Origin of the sequence: Pseudomonas sp. 9Ag (assembly GCF_902506445.1) — a bacterium.
Taxonomy (GTDB): Bacteria; Pseudomonadota; Gammaproteobacteria; order Pseudomonadales; family Pseudomonadaceae; genus Stutzerimonas; species Stutzerimonas stutzeri_AB.
In genome coordinates this window covers 3,696,631-3,709,586 of sequence record NZ_LR733836.1, presented here as the reverse complement: position 1 = coordinate 3,709,586, position 12,956 = coordinate 3,696,631, and the positions used below count along the sequence as shown (strand labels likewise).

Annotated in this window: 12 protein-coding genes; 10 read left to right on the top strand and 2 right to left on the bottom strand. The window is 59.4% G+C overall.

Features of this window, described 5'->3' with window-relative positions; genetic code table 11:
- Window positions 1-11: 11 nt before the first annotated feature.
- From rpsD to rplQ, 3 genes are read left to right on the top strand one after another with little or no spacing between them, the layout of a single operon-like run.
- The gene (gene rpsD / locus ALTERO38_RS16845) at window positions 12-632 is read left to right on the top strand and encodes a 30S ribosomal protein S4 (protein ID WP_102838124.1); all 621 of its coding nucleotides are present in this window, start codon (window positions 12-14) and stop codon (window positions 630-632) included.
- A gap of 22 nt (window positions 633-654) precedes the next feature.
- Complete coding sequence (rpoA, locus tag ALTERO38_RS16840) at window positions 655-1,656, top strand: DNA-directed RNA polymerase subunit alpha (RefSeq protein WP_019339960.1); 1,002 nt, start codon at window positions 655-657, stop codon at window positions 1,654-1,656.
- A gap of 45 nt (window positions 1,657-1,701) precedes the next feature.
- Window positions 1,702-2,088, top strand: a complete 387-nt coding sequence (rplQ, locus tag ALTERO38_RS16835; protein WP_019339959.1) for a 50S ribosomal protein L17 — start codon at window positions 1,702-1,704, stop codon at window positions 2,086-2,088.
- A gap of 366 nt (window positions 2,089-2,454) precedes the next feature.
- On the opposite strand, the gene uvrA is transcribed toward rplQ, so the two are convergent.
- Window positions 2,455-5,292 (bottom strand): excinuclease ABC subunit UvrA, encoded by a 2,838-nt coding sequence (gene uvrA / locus ALTERO38_RS16830; RefSeq protein ID WP_159969085.1) that lies wholly within the window; start codon window positions 5,290-5,292, stop codon window positions 2,455-2,457.
- 131 nt (window positions 5,293-5,423) lie between these two features.
- On the opposite strand from uvrA, the gene ALTERO38_RS16825 reads away from it, so the two are divergent.
- The 4 genes from ALTERO38_RS16825 (at window position 5,424) to ALTERO38_RS16810 (ending at window position 9,265) form a co-directional block, all read left to right on the top strand.
- Window positions 5,424-6,791: an MFS transporter gene (locus tag ALTERO38_RS16825; protein ID WP_159969084.1), complete on the top strand. Its 1,368-nt coding sequence runs from the start codon at window positions 5,424-5,426 to the stop codon at window positions 6,789-6,791.
- A 162-nt stretch (window positions 6,792-6,953) separates the two neighbouring features.
- Window positions 6,954-7,448: a single-stranded DNA-binding protein gene (locus ALTERO38_RS16820; protein WP_019339955.1), complete on the top strand. Its 495-nt coding sequence runs from the start codon at window positions 6,954-6,956 to the stop codon at window positions 7,446-7,448.
- A 10-nt stretch (window positions 7,449-7,458) separates the two neighbouring features.
- Complete coding sequence (locus tag ALTERO38_RS16815) at window positions 7,459-8,343, top strand: sugar nucleotide-binding protein (RefSeq protein ID WP_159969083.1); 885 nt, start codon at window positions 7,459-7,461, stop codon at window positions 8,341-8,343.
- Window positions 8,336-9,265, top strand: a complete 930-nt coding sequence (locus tag ALTERO38_RS16810; RefSeq protein ID WP_159969082.1) for an NAD-dependent epimerase/dehydratase family protein — start codon at window positions 8,336-8,338, stop codon at window positions 9,263-9,265. Before ALTERO38_RS16815 ends, ALTERO38_RS16810 begins: the two co-directional genes overlap by 8 nt.
- A 71-nt stretch (window positions 9,266-9,336) precedes the next feature.
- Here the strand turns inward: ALTERO38_RS16810 and ALTERO38_RS16805 are convergent, their stop codons facing one another.
- Window positions 9,337-10,023: an OmpW family protein gene (locus ALTERO38_RS16805; RefSeq protein ID WP_159969081.1), complete on the bottom strand. Its 687-nt coding sequence runs from the start codon at window positions 10,021-10,023 to the stop codon at window positions 9,337-9,339.
- 278 nt (window positions 10,024-10,301) lie between these two features.
- Between ALTERO38_RS16805 and ALTERO38_RS16800 the strand changes: the two genes are divergently transcribed.
- The 3 genes from ALTERO38_RS16800 to ALTERO38_RS16790 are packed head-to-tail and all read left to right on the top strand — an operon-like array spanning window position 10,302 to window position 12,953.
- Window positions 10,302-11,072, top strand: a complete 771-nt coding sequence (locus ALTERO38_RS16800; RefSeq protein WP_148926955.1) for a DUF3450 domain-containing protein — start codon at window positions 10,302-10,304, stop codon at window positions 11,070-11,072.
- On the top strand, window positions 11,069-12,415 hold the full coding sequence (locus tag ALTERO38_RS16795) for a MotA/TolQ/ExbB proton channel family protein (RefSeq protein ID WP_159969080.1): 1,347 nt from the start codon (window positions 11,069-11,071) through the stop codon (window positions 12,413-12,415). The genes ALTERO38_RS16800 and ALTERO38_RS16795 overlap by 4 nt, the downstream gene beginning before the upstream one ends.
- Window positions 12,408-12,953, top strand: coding sequence for a MotA/TolQ/ExbB proton channel family protein (locus ALTERO38_RS16790; RefSeq protein ID WP_159969079.1), 546 nt, complete (start codon window positions 12,408-12,410; stop codon window positions 12,951-12,953). The genes ALTERO38_RS16795 and ALTERO38_RS16790 overlap by 8 nt, the downstream gene beginning before the upstream one ends.
- Window positions 12,954-12,956 lie beyond the last annotated feature (3 nt).

Genomic DNA, 12,956 nt, shown 5'->3' with positions numbered 1-12,956 from the left:
GACAGTGAGAAATGGCTCGTTATATTGGTCCCAAGTGCAAACTGTCTCGTCGTGAAGGCACCGATCTCTTCTTGAAGAGTGGTGCGCGCGCGCTCGAATCAAAGTGCAACATCGAAACCCCACCTGGTGTTCACGGTCAGCGTCGTGGTCGTTTGTCCGACTACGGTACCCAGCTGCGTGAGAAGCAGAAAGTCCGCCGCATTTATGGTGTTCTCGAGCGCCAGTTCAGCGGTTATTACAAGGAAGCTGCCAGCCGCAAGGGCGCTACCGGTGAAAACCTTCTGCAACTGCTCGAGTGCCGTTTGGATAACGTCGTGTATCGCATGGGCTTTGGCTCTACTCGTGCCGAATCGCGTCAGCTGGTCTCGCACAAGTCGATTAGCGTAAATGGTCAGACAGTGAACGTTCCGTCTTACCAGGTTAAAGCTGGCGACGTGGTAGCCGTTCGTGAAAAGTGCCGCAACCAGCTGCGTATCGCCCAAGCCCTTGAACTGTGCGTACAGCGCGGTCGCGTTGAATGGGTCGAAGTAGATGCCGACAAGAAATCCGGTGTTTTCAAGAATGTTCCGGCGCGCAGTGATCTGTCTGCCGACATCAACGAAAACCTGATTGTCGAGCTCTACTCCAAGTAAGGGCTAGAAAATAGGTGTATCCATGCAGATTTCGGTAAATGAGTTCCTGACCCCCCGCCATATCGATGTGCAGGTGGTCAGTCCGACCCGTGCCAAGATCACTCTCGAGCCCCTCGAGCGCGGTTTTGGCCATACCCTGGGCAACGCGCTGCGTCGTATTCTGTTGTCCTCCATGCCCGGCTGCGCTGTGGTCGAGGCTGAGATCGACGGTGTGCTTCACGAGTACAGCGCTATCGAGGGCGTGCAGGAAGATGTCATCGAAATCCTGCTGAACCTCAAAGGTATCGCCATCAAGCTGCACGGCCGTGATGAAGTGACCTTGAGCCTGGTGAAGAAGGGCGCGGGCGCTGTTACCGCTGCCGATATCCAGCTGGATCACGATGTCGAAATCGTCAATGGCGATCACCTGATCGCCAACCTGGCGGCTAATGGCTCGATCAACATGAAGCTCAAGGTCGCTCGCGGCCGTGGCTACGAGCCGGCTGATGCGCGTCAGAGTGATGAAGATGAGAGCCGTAGCATTGGCCGTCTTCAGCTCGACGCAACCTTCAGTCCGGTCCGTCGCGTGGCTTATGTTGTCGAAAATGCTCGTGTTGAGCAGCGTACCAACTTGGACAAGCTGGTTATCGACCTGGAAACCAACGGAACCCTGGATCCTGAAGAAGCGATCCGTCGTGCCGCGACCATTCTGCAGCAGCAGTTGGCCGCGTTCGTCGACCTCAAGGGTGACAGCGAGCCGGTCGTGGTCGAGCAAGAAGACGAGATCGATCCGATCCTGTTGCGTCCAGTTGACGACCTGGAACTGACCGTGCGTTCGGCGAACTGCCTCAAAGCAGAAAACATCTACTACATCGGTGATCTGATCCAGCGCACCGAAGTCGAGCTGTTGAAGACGCCGAACCTGGGCAAGAAATCTCTGACCGAAATCAAAGATGTTCTGGCTTCTCGTGGTCTGTCCCTCGGCATGCGCCTCGACAATTGGCCGCCGGCCAGTCTCAAGAAGGACGATAAGGCTACGGCCTGATCGACCATAGTCACCGAACTGATCGTTTGGTAAGGAATTTCAATCATGCGTCATCGTAAAAGTGGCCGTCATCTCAGCCGCACAAGCGCTCACCGCAAAGCCATGTTTCAGAACATGGCGGTGTCGCTGTTCGAGCACGAACTGATCAAGACTACCCTGCCTAAGGCCAAGGAACTGCGTCGCGTAGCCGAGCCGCTCATCACTCTGGCTAAGGAAGACAGCGTCGCTAATCGTCGTCTGGCTTTCGACCGTACTCGTTCCAAGGCTATCGTTGGTAAGCTTTTCAACGATCTCGGCCCGCGTTACGCCACCCGTCAAGGTGGTTACCTGCGTATTCTCAAGTGTGGTTTCCGCGCTGGAGACAATGCACCGATGGCTTACGTTGAGCTGGTTGACCGTCCGGTCACCGGTGAAGTGGAAGCTGCTGAGTAAGCGTTGCTTGCTTAAAAAAACCGAGCGCATGCTCGGTTTTTTTATGCGTATGGATCTTTACATCTGCCATTCCAGCGAATCGGCGATCGCTTAAGATGACCTGAGTGAAGCATGGCCGATTAAGGTATTCGCTTTCTCAGTCATGGACGCGGGTGTTACCGGCCATGACGGCAAGCAGTAGTGCGTCGCTGGCTGCAGATAGGGTGAGCTGCTCTAGGGCCGGATGAGCGCGTCGAGTTACGTTGGCCGTATCGGGACTGCTGATTCGGCATATGGTTGGGCGCTGTCTGGGGCGCGGACTATTCCTGCGGAGTCGCTGAATAGCCAATGTAAAGCCGGGCGTTATGCCCGGCTTTTTTATTGCTGTCAGGCCTTGTCGCGCTCCAATAAAGGCTTCAGGAAATGACCGGTATGTGACTGGGTCATCGAGGCGACTTGTTCAGGGGTGCCGGTTGCGATGATCTGTCCGCCCTTCGAGCCTCCTTCCGGCCCTAGATCCACGAGCCAGTCAGCGGTCTTGATGACGTCAAGGTTGTGTTCGATTACCACAACAGTATTGCCGTGGTCGCGAAGACGGTGAAGTACGTCAAGGAGTTGCTGGATATCCGCGAAGTGCAGGCCAGTGGTTGGCTCGTCGAGGATGTACAGGGTTTTGCCCGTGTCGCGCTTGGAAAGCTCTCGGGATAGCTTGACGCGCTGAGCTTCGCCGCCGGACAGCGTGGTCGCACTCTGTCCCAGCTTTATATAAGACAGCCCTACGTCCATTAGCGTTTGCAGCTTGCGCGCCACCGCAGGCACGGGGTCGAAGAATTCCCTGGCTTCCTCAATGGTCATGCCCAGCACTTCGGTGATGCTTTTGCCCTTGTACTTCACCTCTAGCGTTTCGCGGTTGTACCGCTTGCCTTTGCACACATCACAGGGCACATAGATGTCGGGCAGAAAATGCATTTCTACCTTGATCACGCCGTCGCCTTGGCAGGCTTCGCAGCGCCCGCCCTTCACGTTGAAGGAGAAGCGCCCCGGTCCGTAGCCCCTCGACCGTGCTTCCGGTACGCCGGCAAACAGTTCGCGAATGGGGGTGAAGAGGCCGGTGTAGGTGGCCGGGTTAGAGCGAGGCGTCCTTCCAATCGGGCTCTGATCGATGTCCACGACCTTGTCCAAGTGCTGGAGGCCGTCGAACGAGTCGTGTGGTGCCACTTCCAGTGTTGTAGCGCCGTTCAAGGCTGTGGCGGTGATCGGGAAAAGCGTGTTGTTGATCAGCGTCGACTTACCCGAACCCGAAACTCCCGTGATGCAGGTAAGCAGGCCGACAGGGATCTCCAGATCCACATTGCGCAGATTATTGCCCCGCGCGCCCTTGAGTTTGAGCAGCTTGCCTGGATCGCGCGGTGTACGTTCGGCTGGATAGAGAATCTTTACCCGGCCAGATAAATACCCACCGGTCAGCGAAGCAGGGTTGGACATCACTTCGTCGGGCGTGCCTTCTGCGACGATTTGCCCGCCATGCACGCCGGCGCCTGGGCCAATGTCGACGACGTAGTCTGCCAGGCGTATAGCGTCCTCATCGTGCTCGACGACAATCACTGTGTTGCCTATGTCGCGGAGGTGGCGAAGGGTGCCCAGCAGGCGTTCGTTGTCTCGCTGGTGTAGGCCAATCGAAGGCTCGTCGAGGATGTACATGACGCCGACCAGGCCTGCACCGATCTGGCTCGCCAGGCGGATGCGCTGGGCTTCGCCGCCGGACAGCGTGTCAGCGCTGCGGTCCAGGGTCAGGTAGTCCAGCCCAACGTTCACCAGGAATTGCAGTCGCTCGCAGATCTCCTTGAGGATCTTGTCTGCAATTTCGCCGCGGCGGCCCGGTAGTGTGAGTCCAGCGAAATATTCTGTGGCGTCGCCAATCGGCAGCCCGGTCACTGCCGGTAGCGTCTTGTCCCCGACCCAAACATGGCGAGCTTCGCGGCGCAGTCGAGTACCACGGCACTCCGGGCAGGGCTGGGTGCTGAGATACTTGGCGAGTTCTTCACGTACCGAGTTGGATTCGGTTTCGCGGTAGCGGCGTTCGAGGTTGGGGATGATACCTTCGAAAGGGTGCGATCGCTTTACGATGTCGCCGCGGTCGTTCAGATAGCGGAAGTCGACATTTTCCTTACCGCTGCCACGCAGAACATATTTCTGCTGCTCGGCGGGTAGAGCGTCAAATGGCTCGTCGAGGCTGAACCCGTAATGCGAGGCGAGTGAGCCGAGCATCTGGAAGTAATAAACATTGCGCCGATCCCAGCCGCGGATAGCGCCTTCAGCCAGTGTTAACTCGCCATTGACCAGGCGCTTGGCGTCGAAGAATTGTTTGACGCCAAGGCCATCACAGGTTGGACAGGCCCCAGCTGGATTGTTGAAAGAGAAGAGCTTTGGCTCCAGCTCACTGATCGAGTGTCCACAGACGGGGCAGGCGAAGCGAGCAGAGAAAATCATCTCCTCGCTGTCATCCTCTTCTTCCATCGGCGCGACCAAGGCGATGCCGTCGGCCAGTTTCAGCGCCGTTTCGAACGATTCGGCGAGACGCTGCTGCAGGTCGTTGCGGACCTTGAAACGGTCCACGACAACGTCGATGGAGTGCTTCTTCTGCTTGTCCAGCTTCGGCAATTCATCGAGCTCGTAGAGTCGACCGTTGACCCGAGCGCGTACAAAACCCTGCGCGCGTAATTCATCGAATACCGCCAGATGCTCGCCCTTGCGCTCGCGGATGACCGGCGCAAGAAGCATCAGCTTGCGACCTTCAGGAAGCGCGAGAACCTGGTCGACCATCTGGCTGACCGTTTGGGCTTCCAGCGGGGCGTCATGGTCAGGGCAGCGTGGCGTGCCCGCACGTGCATAGAGCAGTCGCAGGTAGTCGTAAATCTCGGTGATGGTGCCGACGGTGGAACGTGGATTGTGGGAGGTCGACTTCTGCTCGATGGATATGGCCGGGGAGAGCCCTTCAATGGTATCGACGTCGGGCTTTTCCATCATCGAGAGAAACTGCCGGGCATATGCCGACAGAGATTCGACGTAGCGGCGCTGGCCCTCGGCATAGAGCGTGTCGAAGGCCAGCGAGGACTTGCCCGAACCAGACAGGCCAGTGATCACGATCAGTTTGTCGCGTGGCAAGGTCAGGTCGATGTTTTTCAGGTTGTGGGTACGAGCCCCACGAATCAGAATCTTGTCCAAAGCAGCCTCGCATGGCGGGCGAAAACCCGAAAGTATACGGCCAGGGGCGACATCGCGGCAAAGTAGCGAACCTGTGCCGAGCAGGGGATGACTGCTAGAATCGCCGCCGGTTAATTCAAGCGAGACCCCACATGCAGGATCCTTACAGCGAGCGCATGAGCGCTAGCGAAACCCGCGCAGCCTCCGGCTTAGCCTTGGTTTTCGCGTTTCGCATGCTCGGCATGTTCATGGTTCTGCCGGTGCTAGCAACCTATGGTATGGATCTGCAGGGTGCAACGCCGGCACTCATTGGTCTCGCCATTGGTGCTTATGGTTTGACCCAGGCGGTGCTGCAAATTCCGTTCGGAATCATTTCCGATCGAATTGGCCGTCTTCCGGTGATCTATTTCGGGCTGTTGATCTTTGCTGCTGGCGCTGTGTTTGCCGCAACGGCCGACACCATTTGGGGAGTCATCGCCGGTCGTGTCCTGCAGGGGGCGGGTGCGATCTCGGCCGCGGTGATGGCCCTGTTGTCCGATCTGACCCGTGAGCAGCATCGCACCAAGGCAATGGCGATGATCGGCATGAGCATTGGCGTGTCGTTCGCGGTGGCGATGGTTGTTGGCCCGCTGCTGACGAGTGCATTCGGACTTTCCGGGCTGTTTTGGGTGACGGCTGGTATGGCAGCGCTAGGCATGCTGGTCGTAGCCGTACTTCCGCGCGCGCCAGCACATATCCGGCACCGGGAATCCGGAGTCGCCCGGCAGGCTCTGGGTGCAACGCTCCGCCATTCCGATCTGTTGCGGCTTGATTTCAGTATTTTCGCGCTGCATGCCGTTCTCATGGCCAGCTTCGTCGCGTTACCGCTGGCGCTGGTGAATGAAGCCGCCCTGCCCAAGGAGGAGCACTGGTGGGTGTACCTTACCGCGCTGGTAGTAGGTTTCTTCGGTATGGTGCCTTTCATTATCTATGGTGAAAAGAAGCGTCAGATGAGGCGCATCGTCCTGGGTGCGGTCGCGGTGCTGGTACTTTCCGAGTTGTTCCTCTGGTGGTTCGGCGATCGGCTCTGGTCGTTGGTCGGCGGCATGATCGTCTTCTTCATCGCTTTCAACTTGCTGGAAGCTTCGTTGCCGTCGCTGATCAGCAAGGTCGCCCCGGCGGGTGGCAAGGGAACGGCGATGGGGATCTATTCAACGAGTCAGTTCCTTGGTTCCGGCCTGGGCGGCGTGCTCGGCGGCTGGCTCTACCAGCTGGGTGGTCTAGGGACGGTGTTCGCGGGGTGTGCAGCGCTGTGCGCGCTCTGGTTTGTTGTGACCTGGAGCATGCGAGAGCCGCCGTACGTCACGGGGCTGCGTCTGCCGCTGTCCGCCGGTGCGGCGCGTAATCCGGCACTTACGGAGCAGATGATGGCGATCCCGGGCGTATCCGACGCGGTGGTGATCGTCGAGGAGGCCGCTGCTTATGTGAAGGTGGACATGAAGGTGCTGGATCGAGCTGCGCTGGATCACCTGGTGGCCTGAAGGAAAGGCGCCAGATTTTCGGTATGTAGGTTTGGCTTTGGCCTTCGTCCGGTCGCGCCGGTTGGCCCACTTCGGGCGGTAGGGTAAGATTGCCGGTCATTGGCTGTTTCCCGCATGCGGATTCGAGCCAACCACCTTCATGTTTGAGCAAAGGAGTTACCCATGGCCAGAGGGGTGAACAAAGTCATCTTGATCGGCAATGTCGGCGGCGACCCGGAAACCCGCTACATGCCCAATGGCAATGCGGTGACCAACATCACGCTGGCCACTACCGACAGCTGGAAGGACAAGCAAACCGGCCAGCAGCAGGAGCGCACCGAGTGGCACCGCGTCGTGCTGTTCGGCAAGGTTGCCGAGATTGCTGGCGAATACCTGCGCAAGGGCTCGCAGTGCTACATCGAAGGCCGCCTGCAGACCCGTGAGTGGGAAAAGGACGGCGTTAAACGCTACACCACCGAGGTGGTCGTGGACATGGGCGGGACCATGCAGTTGCTTGGTGGCCGTGGTGGCAGCTCCGACGATGCGCCGCGTCAATCCCAGCCGCGCCCGCAGCGTGAATCCCAACCGCAGCAGCAGTCGCGCCCGCAGTCTCAGCCTCAACCCGCTCAGCAGCCTGCGCCGGACTACGACAGCTTCGACGACGATATCCCGTTCTAGAGTTCACTCCATGCGAATGCGCCTGATGCTGTTGGGCGGCGGTAATGCCCTGGGTCAGGCGCTTATCCGCCTGGGTGCCGAGGAAGACATTGGCTTTCTCGCGCCGCGCCCGCCCAGTCAGGGCTGGGATGCGCCAAGTCTGACCACTTTGCTCGACGATAACCGTCCGGATATCGTGATCAACCTCGCCTATTACTTCGACTGGTTCCAGAGCGGGCGGGTCGATGAAACGGCGCTGACCAAGCAGGAGCGTGCCGTAGAGCGCCTGGCCGAGCTGGGGCAGCATCATCAGTTCGTATTGATACAGCCGTCCAGCTACCGTGTTTTTGATGGGGCCCGAACGACTTCCTACAGCGAAAAAGACGAAGTTGCGCCGCTGGACGCGCGTAGCTGTGCCCTATGGCGTATGGAGCAGAGCGTGCGTGCGCTCTGCCCTCGGCACGTTTTGCTACGCTTTGGCTGGTTGCTGGACGACAGTTCGGACGGCTTGCTAGGGCGTTTCCTCCAGCGTCTTGAGCAGAGCGAGGAGCTGTGTCTCGCCGATGACCGTCGTGGCAATCCTACGCCGGTGGAAGATGCGGCGCGGGTCATCCTGGCTGTGCTGAAGCAATTGGATTGTCAGGCGCCACTTTGGGGAACCTATCACTATGGTGGGCATGAGGCGTCAACCCCTCTGGTGGTTGGTCAGGCGCTCCTGACCGAGGCGGCCAGTTATCGCCCGCTGGCGGTTGAAGGCCTGACCCCCATCGCTCATGCGGCTTGCTCAGATGCAGCAGACGAGCCACAGCACGGCGTGTTGGCTTGCAAGAAAATATTCAACACCTTTGGCATCAAGCCGCGTGCCTGGCGCACGGGGCTGCCGAGCTTACTGGAGCGTTATTACCGTCATGGCTGAACTGCCTGTTCTGGTTACCGGAGGGGCCGGGTTCATCGGCTCTAACTTGGTTGATGCACTTGTTGCTCGAGGCTATGCCGTTCGGGTATTGGACAATCTGTCTACCGGCAAGCGCAGCAATTTGCCGGATGATGCGGTCGTTGAGCTGATCGTTGGCGACGTCGCGGATGCACAAACCGTATGCGATGCCGTTCGGGGATGTCGCGCCGTTGTGCACCTTGCGGCTGTGGCATCGGTACAGGCCTCGGTCGATGATCCGGTTGGTACGCATCAGAGCAATCTAGTAGGAACGCTGAATCTCTGTGAGGCGATGCGCGAAGCCGGTATACGCCGGGTACTTTTTGCATCGAGTGCGGCGGTATACGGCAATAACGGAGAGGGCGAGCCCATAGGCGAAGACACGCCGAAAGCGCCACTGACGCCATATGCTGCAGACAAGCTGGCCAGCGAGCACTATCTGGATTTCTACCGGCGTCAGCATGGACTTGAACCGGTAGTCTTCCGTTTCTTCAATATCTACGGCCCACGCCAGGATCCGTCCTCGCCCTATTCGGGCGTGATCAGCATCTTTACCGAGCGTGCCCAGAAGGGCTTGCCTATCGCCGTATTTGGCGACGGCGAGCAGACGCGAGACTTCGTGTATGTCGGCGATCTCGTTGAGCTTCTGGTGCAGGCACTGGAGTCACCCGAGGTCCAGGAGGGCGCTGTGAATGTCGGGCTGAACCAGGCGACCTCGCTGAACCAGCTGCTTGGTGCTGTGGATGATGTGCTGGGCGGGTTGCCCGAGGTGACATACCAGGCGGCGCGGCAGGGGGACATCCGGCATTCGCGTGCTAACAACGCGCGGCTGCTACAGCGCTATCGCTTACCAGAGCCTGCTACCGGAATGCGTGAAGGTCTGACCAAGTTGCTAGGTTTGTAGCGATTCGCGGAATCAAAAAAGGCGCCGAATGGCGCCTTTGTTTTGTCTGAGATTCGGCAATGCCGATGACTTCAGAATTTGTATCCGAGGCCGACCATGTAGACCATTGGATCGACTTCTACGTCGACTTTGACCTTGGCGCCGCCGAAGTTCGTTGTGCCTGTCGTATCGATGTCGATATAGCGAACCTGGGCGTTGACCATCACATTGTCGGTCAGCATGTAATCCATGCCCACTTGCGCAGCCAAGCCCCAAGAGTCCTTCATGTCCAGGCCGCTGAAGCCCTTGGCCTCAGCTTCGCTGCTCAGCTTGTCATCGAAGAACCAGGTGTAGTTGATGCCAGCGCCGACGTAGGGTTGGAACGCTGACTTGCTGTCGAGCGGGTAGTAGACGACGCTGAGGGTCGGTGGCAGATGCTTGAGTTCGCCCAGTTTGCCGTTCAGCGATGCAAAACCGCCGGGCATGCCAGCAACACCGACGTCATGAGTGAAGGGGCTGGCGGCGAGCAGTTCGATGCCGATTTTGTCGGTAACCATGTAGGCGAAGTTCAGACCCAGCTGGGTGTCGCTATCGAGCGTAGCCTTGGTCCCGGCAACGCTCGTAGAGAGGGCGCCTACCCAGATGTCACCGCTTTCCTCGTGCGGATCAACTGTGATCGCACCAGCACGAAGAAGTACATCACCAGCCTGGTAGGCCTGGGCGAAGGGGGAGGCGAGAGCTACGGCCAACACGGACGCGGTAAACAGGGTCTTGCGCATAATGGAAACTCCATCGAGACATGGTGTGTTGCGACTGGTGGCCATGGTAGGGCGTGCGGACCTGGCGACTTTGATCCAGCTCAACGAAACGTTCCGCTTTGCCCCGGCTGCGACGTAATGCCCGGGTTGCCTTCTTTTGCGGATCTAGATGATAATGTTTCTCTTTTCTGAACCGCAGTGGCCGGATATGCGTCGTGGTTTAAAGATGAGCTGCGCGATTATTATCATTTGTTATAACATAACGTTTTAGGCTGCCGTGAACCGAGGATCCGCTCCGCATGAATCAGTACCCGACCCGCTTGTTCGCAGGCGTGCTGTTGTCGTTATGCCTGCCGCTTAACGCGGCTCCGCTGGACGCTGCGCTAGAAGAAAGCCAGCAACTGGCTGCCGAAGCCAAGGCCTCGCAGGCGCGTATCGAGCAACTCGATGACGCGACGCGGCAAATGCTCACCGAATACCGCAATGCCGTTCAGCAGGCTGAGGCCCTGAAGGCCTACAACGAGCAGTTGGTCGAGCTGACCGCTGCGCAGCGCAAGGAACTGGATGGATTTCAGCGTCAGCTGGATAGCATCGAGCGTACCCAGGAAGCCGTTGCGCCGCAGATGGGGCGGATGATCGAAGTGCTTGAGGAGTTCATCGCGGCAGACCTTCCGTTCCTCCCCGACGAGCGCGCCGATCGCCTCGCCAGCCTGCAGGACATGCAGGCGCGCGCTGACGTCAGCCTTGCTGAGAAATATCGCCGCATCCTCGAGGCCTACCAGATCGAGAGTGACTACGGCCGGACCCTGGAAGCCTGGCGCGGCGAGCTGCCGGTCGAAGGCGGCAGTCGCAGCGTCGAATTCCTGCGTCTGGGTCGGACGATGCTTTATTACCAGACACTCGATGCACACGAGAGCGGTTGGTGGAACCCGAAGACCCGCGCCTGGGAAATACTCGATGGCAGCGCGCGCCGGCCAATCACCAAGGCGATCGCCATTGCTCGTCAACAGCAAGCCCCGACCTGGCTCGAACTGCCCATCAAGACCCTGGCCAAGGAGGCTGCGCAATGAGCCGCTTGTTGACGTTATTGCTCATCGGACTGTTGCCGGCAATGGTTCAGGCTGCCGAGCCCCTGAGCCCCGACCAGTTGCTCCAGCGTATTCGCAGCGAGCGCGCCGCGGAAGTCGACGCCATGCAAGCGCGCGAGCAGGCCTTCATTCAGAATCGCAGCGAGCAAGCGCAACTGCTGGCGCGAGCCAATGCTGCGCTTGACAAACAGAAAGCCGAAGCTGAGCGTCTGAAAACTGAGTTCGATCGTCAGGAAGCCGAGTTGGCCGAGCAGGAAAAGCTGCTGGCTCAGCGCGTCGGTCATCTCGGTGAACTGTTTGGTGTGGTCAGGCAGAGCGCTGGTGACATCGCCGGACAATGGCAGGACAGTCTGCTCAATGCCCAGTATCCGGAGCGTTTGCAGCGCCTGCGGGCGTTGGCGGAAAGCCGTACGCTGCCGTCGGCCGATGATCTGGACAGCTTCTGGATGACGCTGCTTGAGGACCTTACGGCCAGTGGTCAGGTGGAGCGTGTAGAGCTGCCGGTAGTCGGCGTCGACGGGCAGCGCAGCACCCAGCCGGTTCTGCGGGTCGGTAACTTCTCGGCATTCACCGATGATAATTTCCTGCGCTACGACAGCGACGCTCGCGAGTTGCTGACGCCGAGCCGTCAGCCTTCCGGCATGGGAACGGTCAAAGACTATATGAATAGCAGCGAGGCGTTGGCCACGCTGCCGATCGACCCGAGCCGTGGTTCGTTGCTGGCTCAGCTGCAGCGCCAGCCCCAATTGTGGGACCGTGTCCAGCAAGGTGGTCTGGTCGGCTGGGTCATTCTCGTCCTGGGTGCCATCGGCCTGATCCTTGCGGTATGGCGCATGGTCTATCTGGCTCGGGTTGGACGAGCGGTAAACCGGCAAACGCGCGAACTCAATCAGCCGCGTGACGATAATCCATTGGGCCGCATCATCGGTGTGCTGGGGCCGAAGCCCCAACTGTCAGACCTCGAGACGCTTGAGCTGAAGCTCGACGAGGCGATCCTCCAGGAAACACCACCACTCGAGCGCGGCCAGCCGCTGCTTAAGCTACTCAGCGCCGTCGCGCCGCTACTCGGACTGCTGGGCACGGTGACCGGGATGATCGTGACCTTCCAGGCAATTACACAGAGTGGCGGCGAGGATTCTCGGCTGATGGCCGACGGTATTTCCCAGGCGCTGGTTACTACGGTGCTGGGGCTGGTGGTAGCGATTCCTCTGTTGTTCCTACACAGCCTGCTGGCCAGCCGCAGCAAGGCGCTGATCCAGCTGCTCGAACAGCAAAGCGCTGGCCTGATCGCGCTGCATCTGTCGGGGACTCCGCGTCGTGACTGATCTGCATGGCCAATGGCTGCGTCTGGTCGACAGCGGTTATGCGCTGCTCGACTTCATGGCGGCGGGTGGCGCAGTGATGTGGGCGCTGGCCGCCTTGTGCGTGCTGTATTGGACGCTGGTCTTCGAGCGGTTGTGGTTCATGCGCCGGGTGTTTCCGCGCTGGGTGGAAGCCCGCCGCGAGGCCTGGTCACGCCTGGGCAGCGATTCCGGTAGCTGGCAACGCGCCGTTCGTAGCGCCTGGCTGGCGCAGGCCCAGCAGCAGCTGGCCGGTCCCTTGCGCATGAGCAAGACGCTGGTGGCGATGTACCCGCTGCTTGGATTGCTGGGCACCGTCAGCGGAATGATTGCGGTATTCGATGTGCTGGCGCTCAACGGCACTGGCAACCCGCGCGGAATGGCCGCGGGCGTCTGGCAGGCGACACTGCCGACCATGGCCGGCATGGTGCTGGCCATCACTGGACTGTTTAGCCTGGCGCGTCTCGAACGTATTTCGCGCCAGGCTCTCGACCGGCTGGCCGACCAGCTGCGTCACGATTGAGGA

Bases quoted from the DNA above. Each gene is read 5' to 3' on its own strand.
- rpsD (WP_102838124.1), top strand. From the start codon at position 12: ATGGCTCGTTATATTGGTCCCAAGTGCAAACTGTCTCGTCGTGAAGGC.
- rpoA (WP_019339960.1), top strand. From the start codon at position 655: ATGCAGATTTCGGTAAATGAGTTCCTGACCCCCCGCCATATCGATGTG.
- rplQ (WP_019339959.1), top strand. From the start codon at position 1,702: ATGCGTCATCGTAAAAGTGGCCGTCATCTCAGCCGCACAAGCGCTCAC.
- ALTERO38_RS16825 (WP_159969084.1), top strand. From the start codon at position 5,424: ATGCAGGATCCTTACAGCGAGCGCATGAGCGCTAGCGAAACCCGCGCA.
- ALTERO38_RS16820 (WP_019339955.1), top strand. From the start codon at position 6,954: ATGGCCAGAGGGGTGAACAAAGTCATCTTGATCGGCAATGTCGGCGGC.
- ALTERO38_RS16815 (WP_159969083.1), top strand. From the start codon at position 7,459: ATGCGAATGCGCCTGATGCTGTTGGGCGGCGGTAATGCCCTGGGTCAG.
- ALTERO38_RS16810 (WP_159969082.1), top strand. From the start codon at position 8,336: ATGGCTGAACTGCCTGTTCTGGTTACCGGAGGGGCCGGGTTCATCGGC.
- ALTERO38_RS16805 (WP_159969081.1), bottom strand. From the start codon at position 10,023: ATGCGCAAGACCCTGTTTACCGCGTCCGTGTTGGCCGTAGCTCTCGCC.
- ALTERO38_RS16800 (WP_148926955.1), top strand. From the start codon at position 10,302: ATGAATCAGTACCCGACCCGCTTGTTCGCAGGCGTGCTGTTGTCGTTA.
- ALTERO38_RS16795 (WP_159969080.1), top strand. From the start codon at position 11,069: ATGAGCCGCTTGTTGACGTTATTGCTCATCGGACTGTTGCCGGCAATG.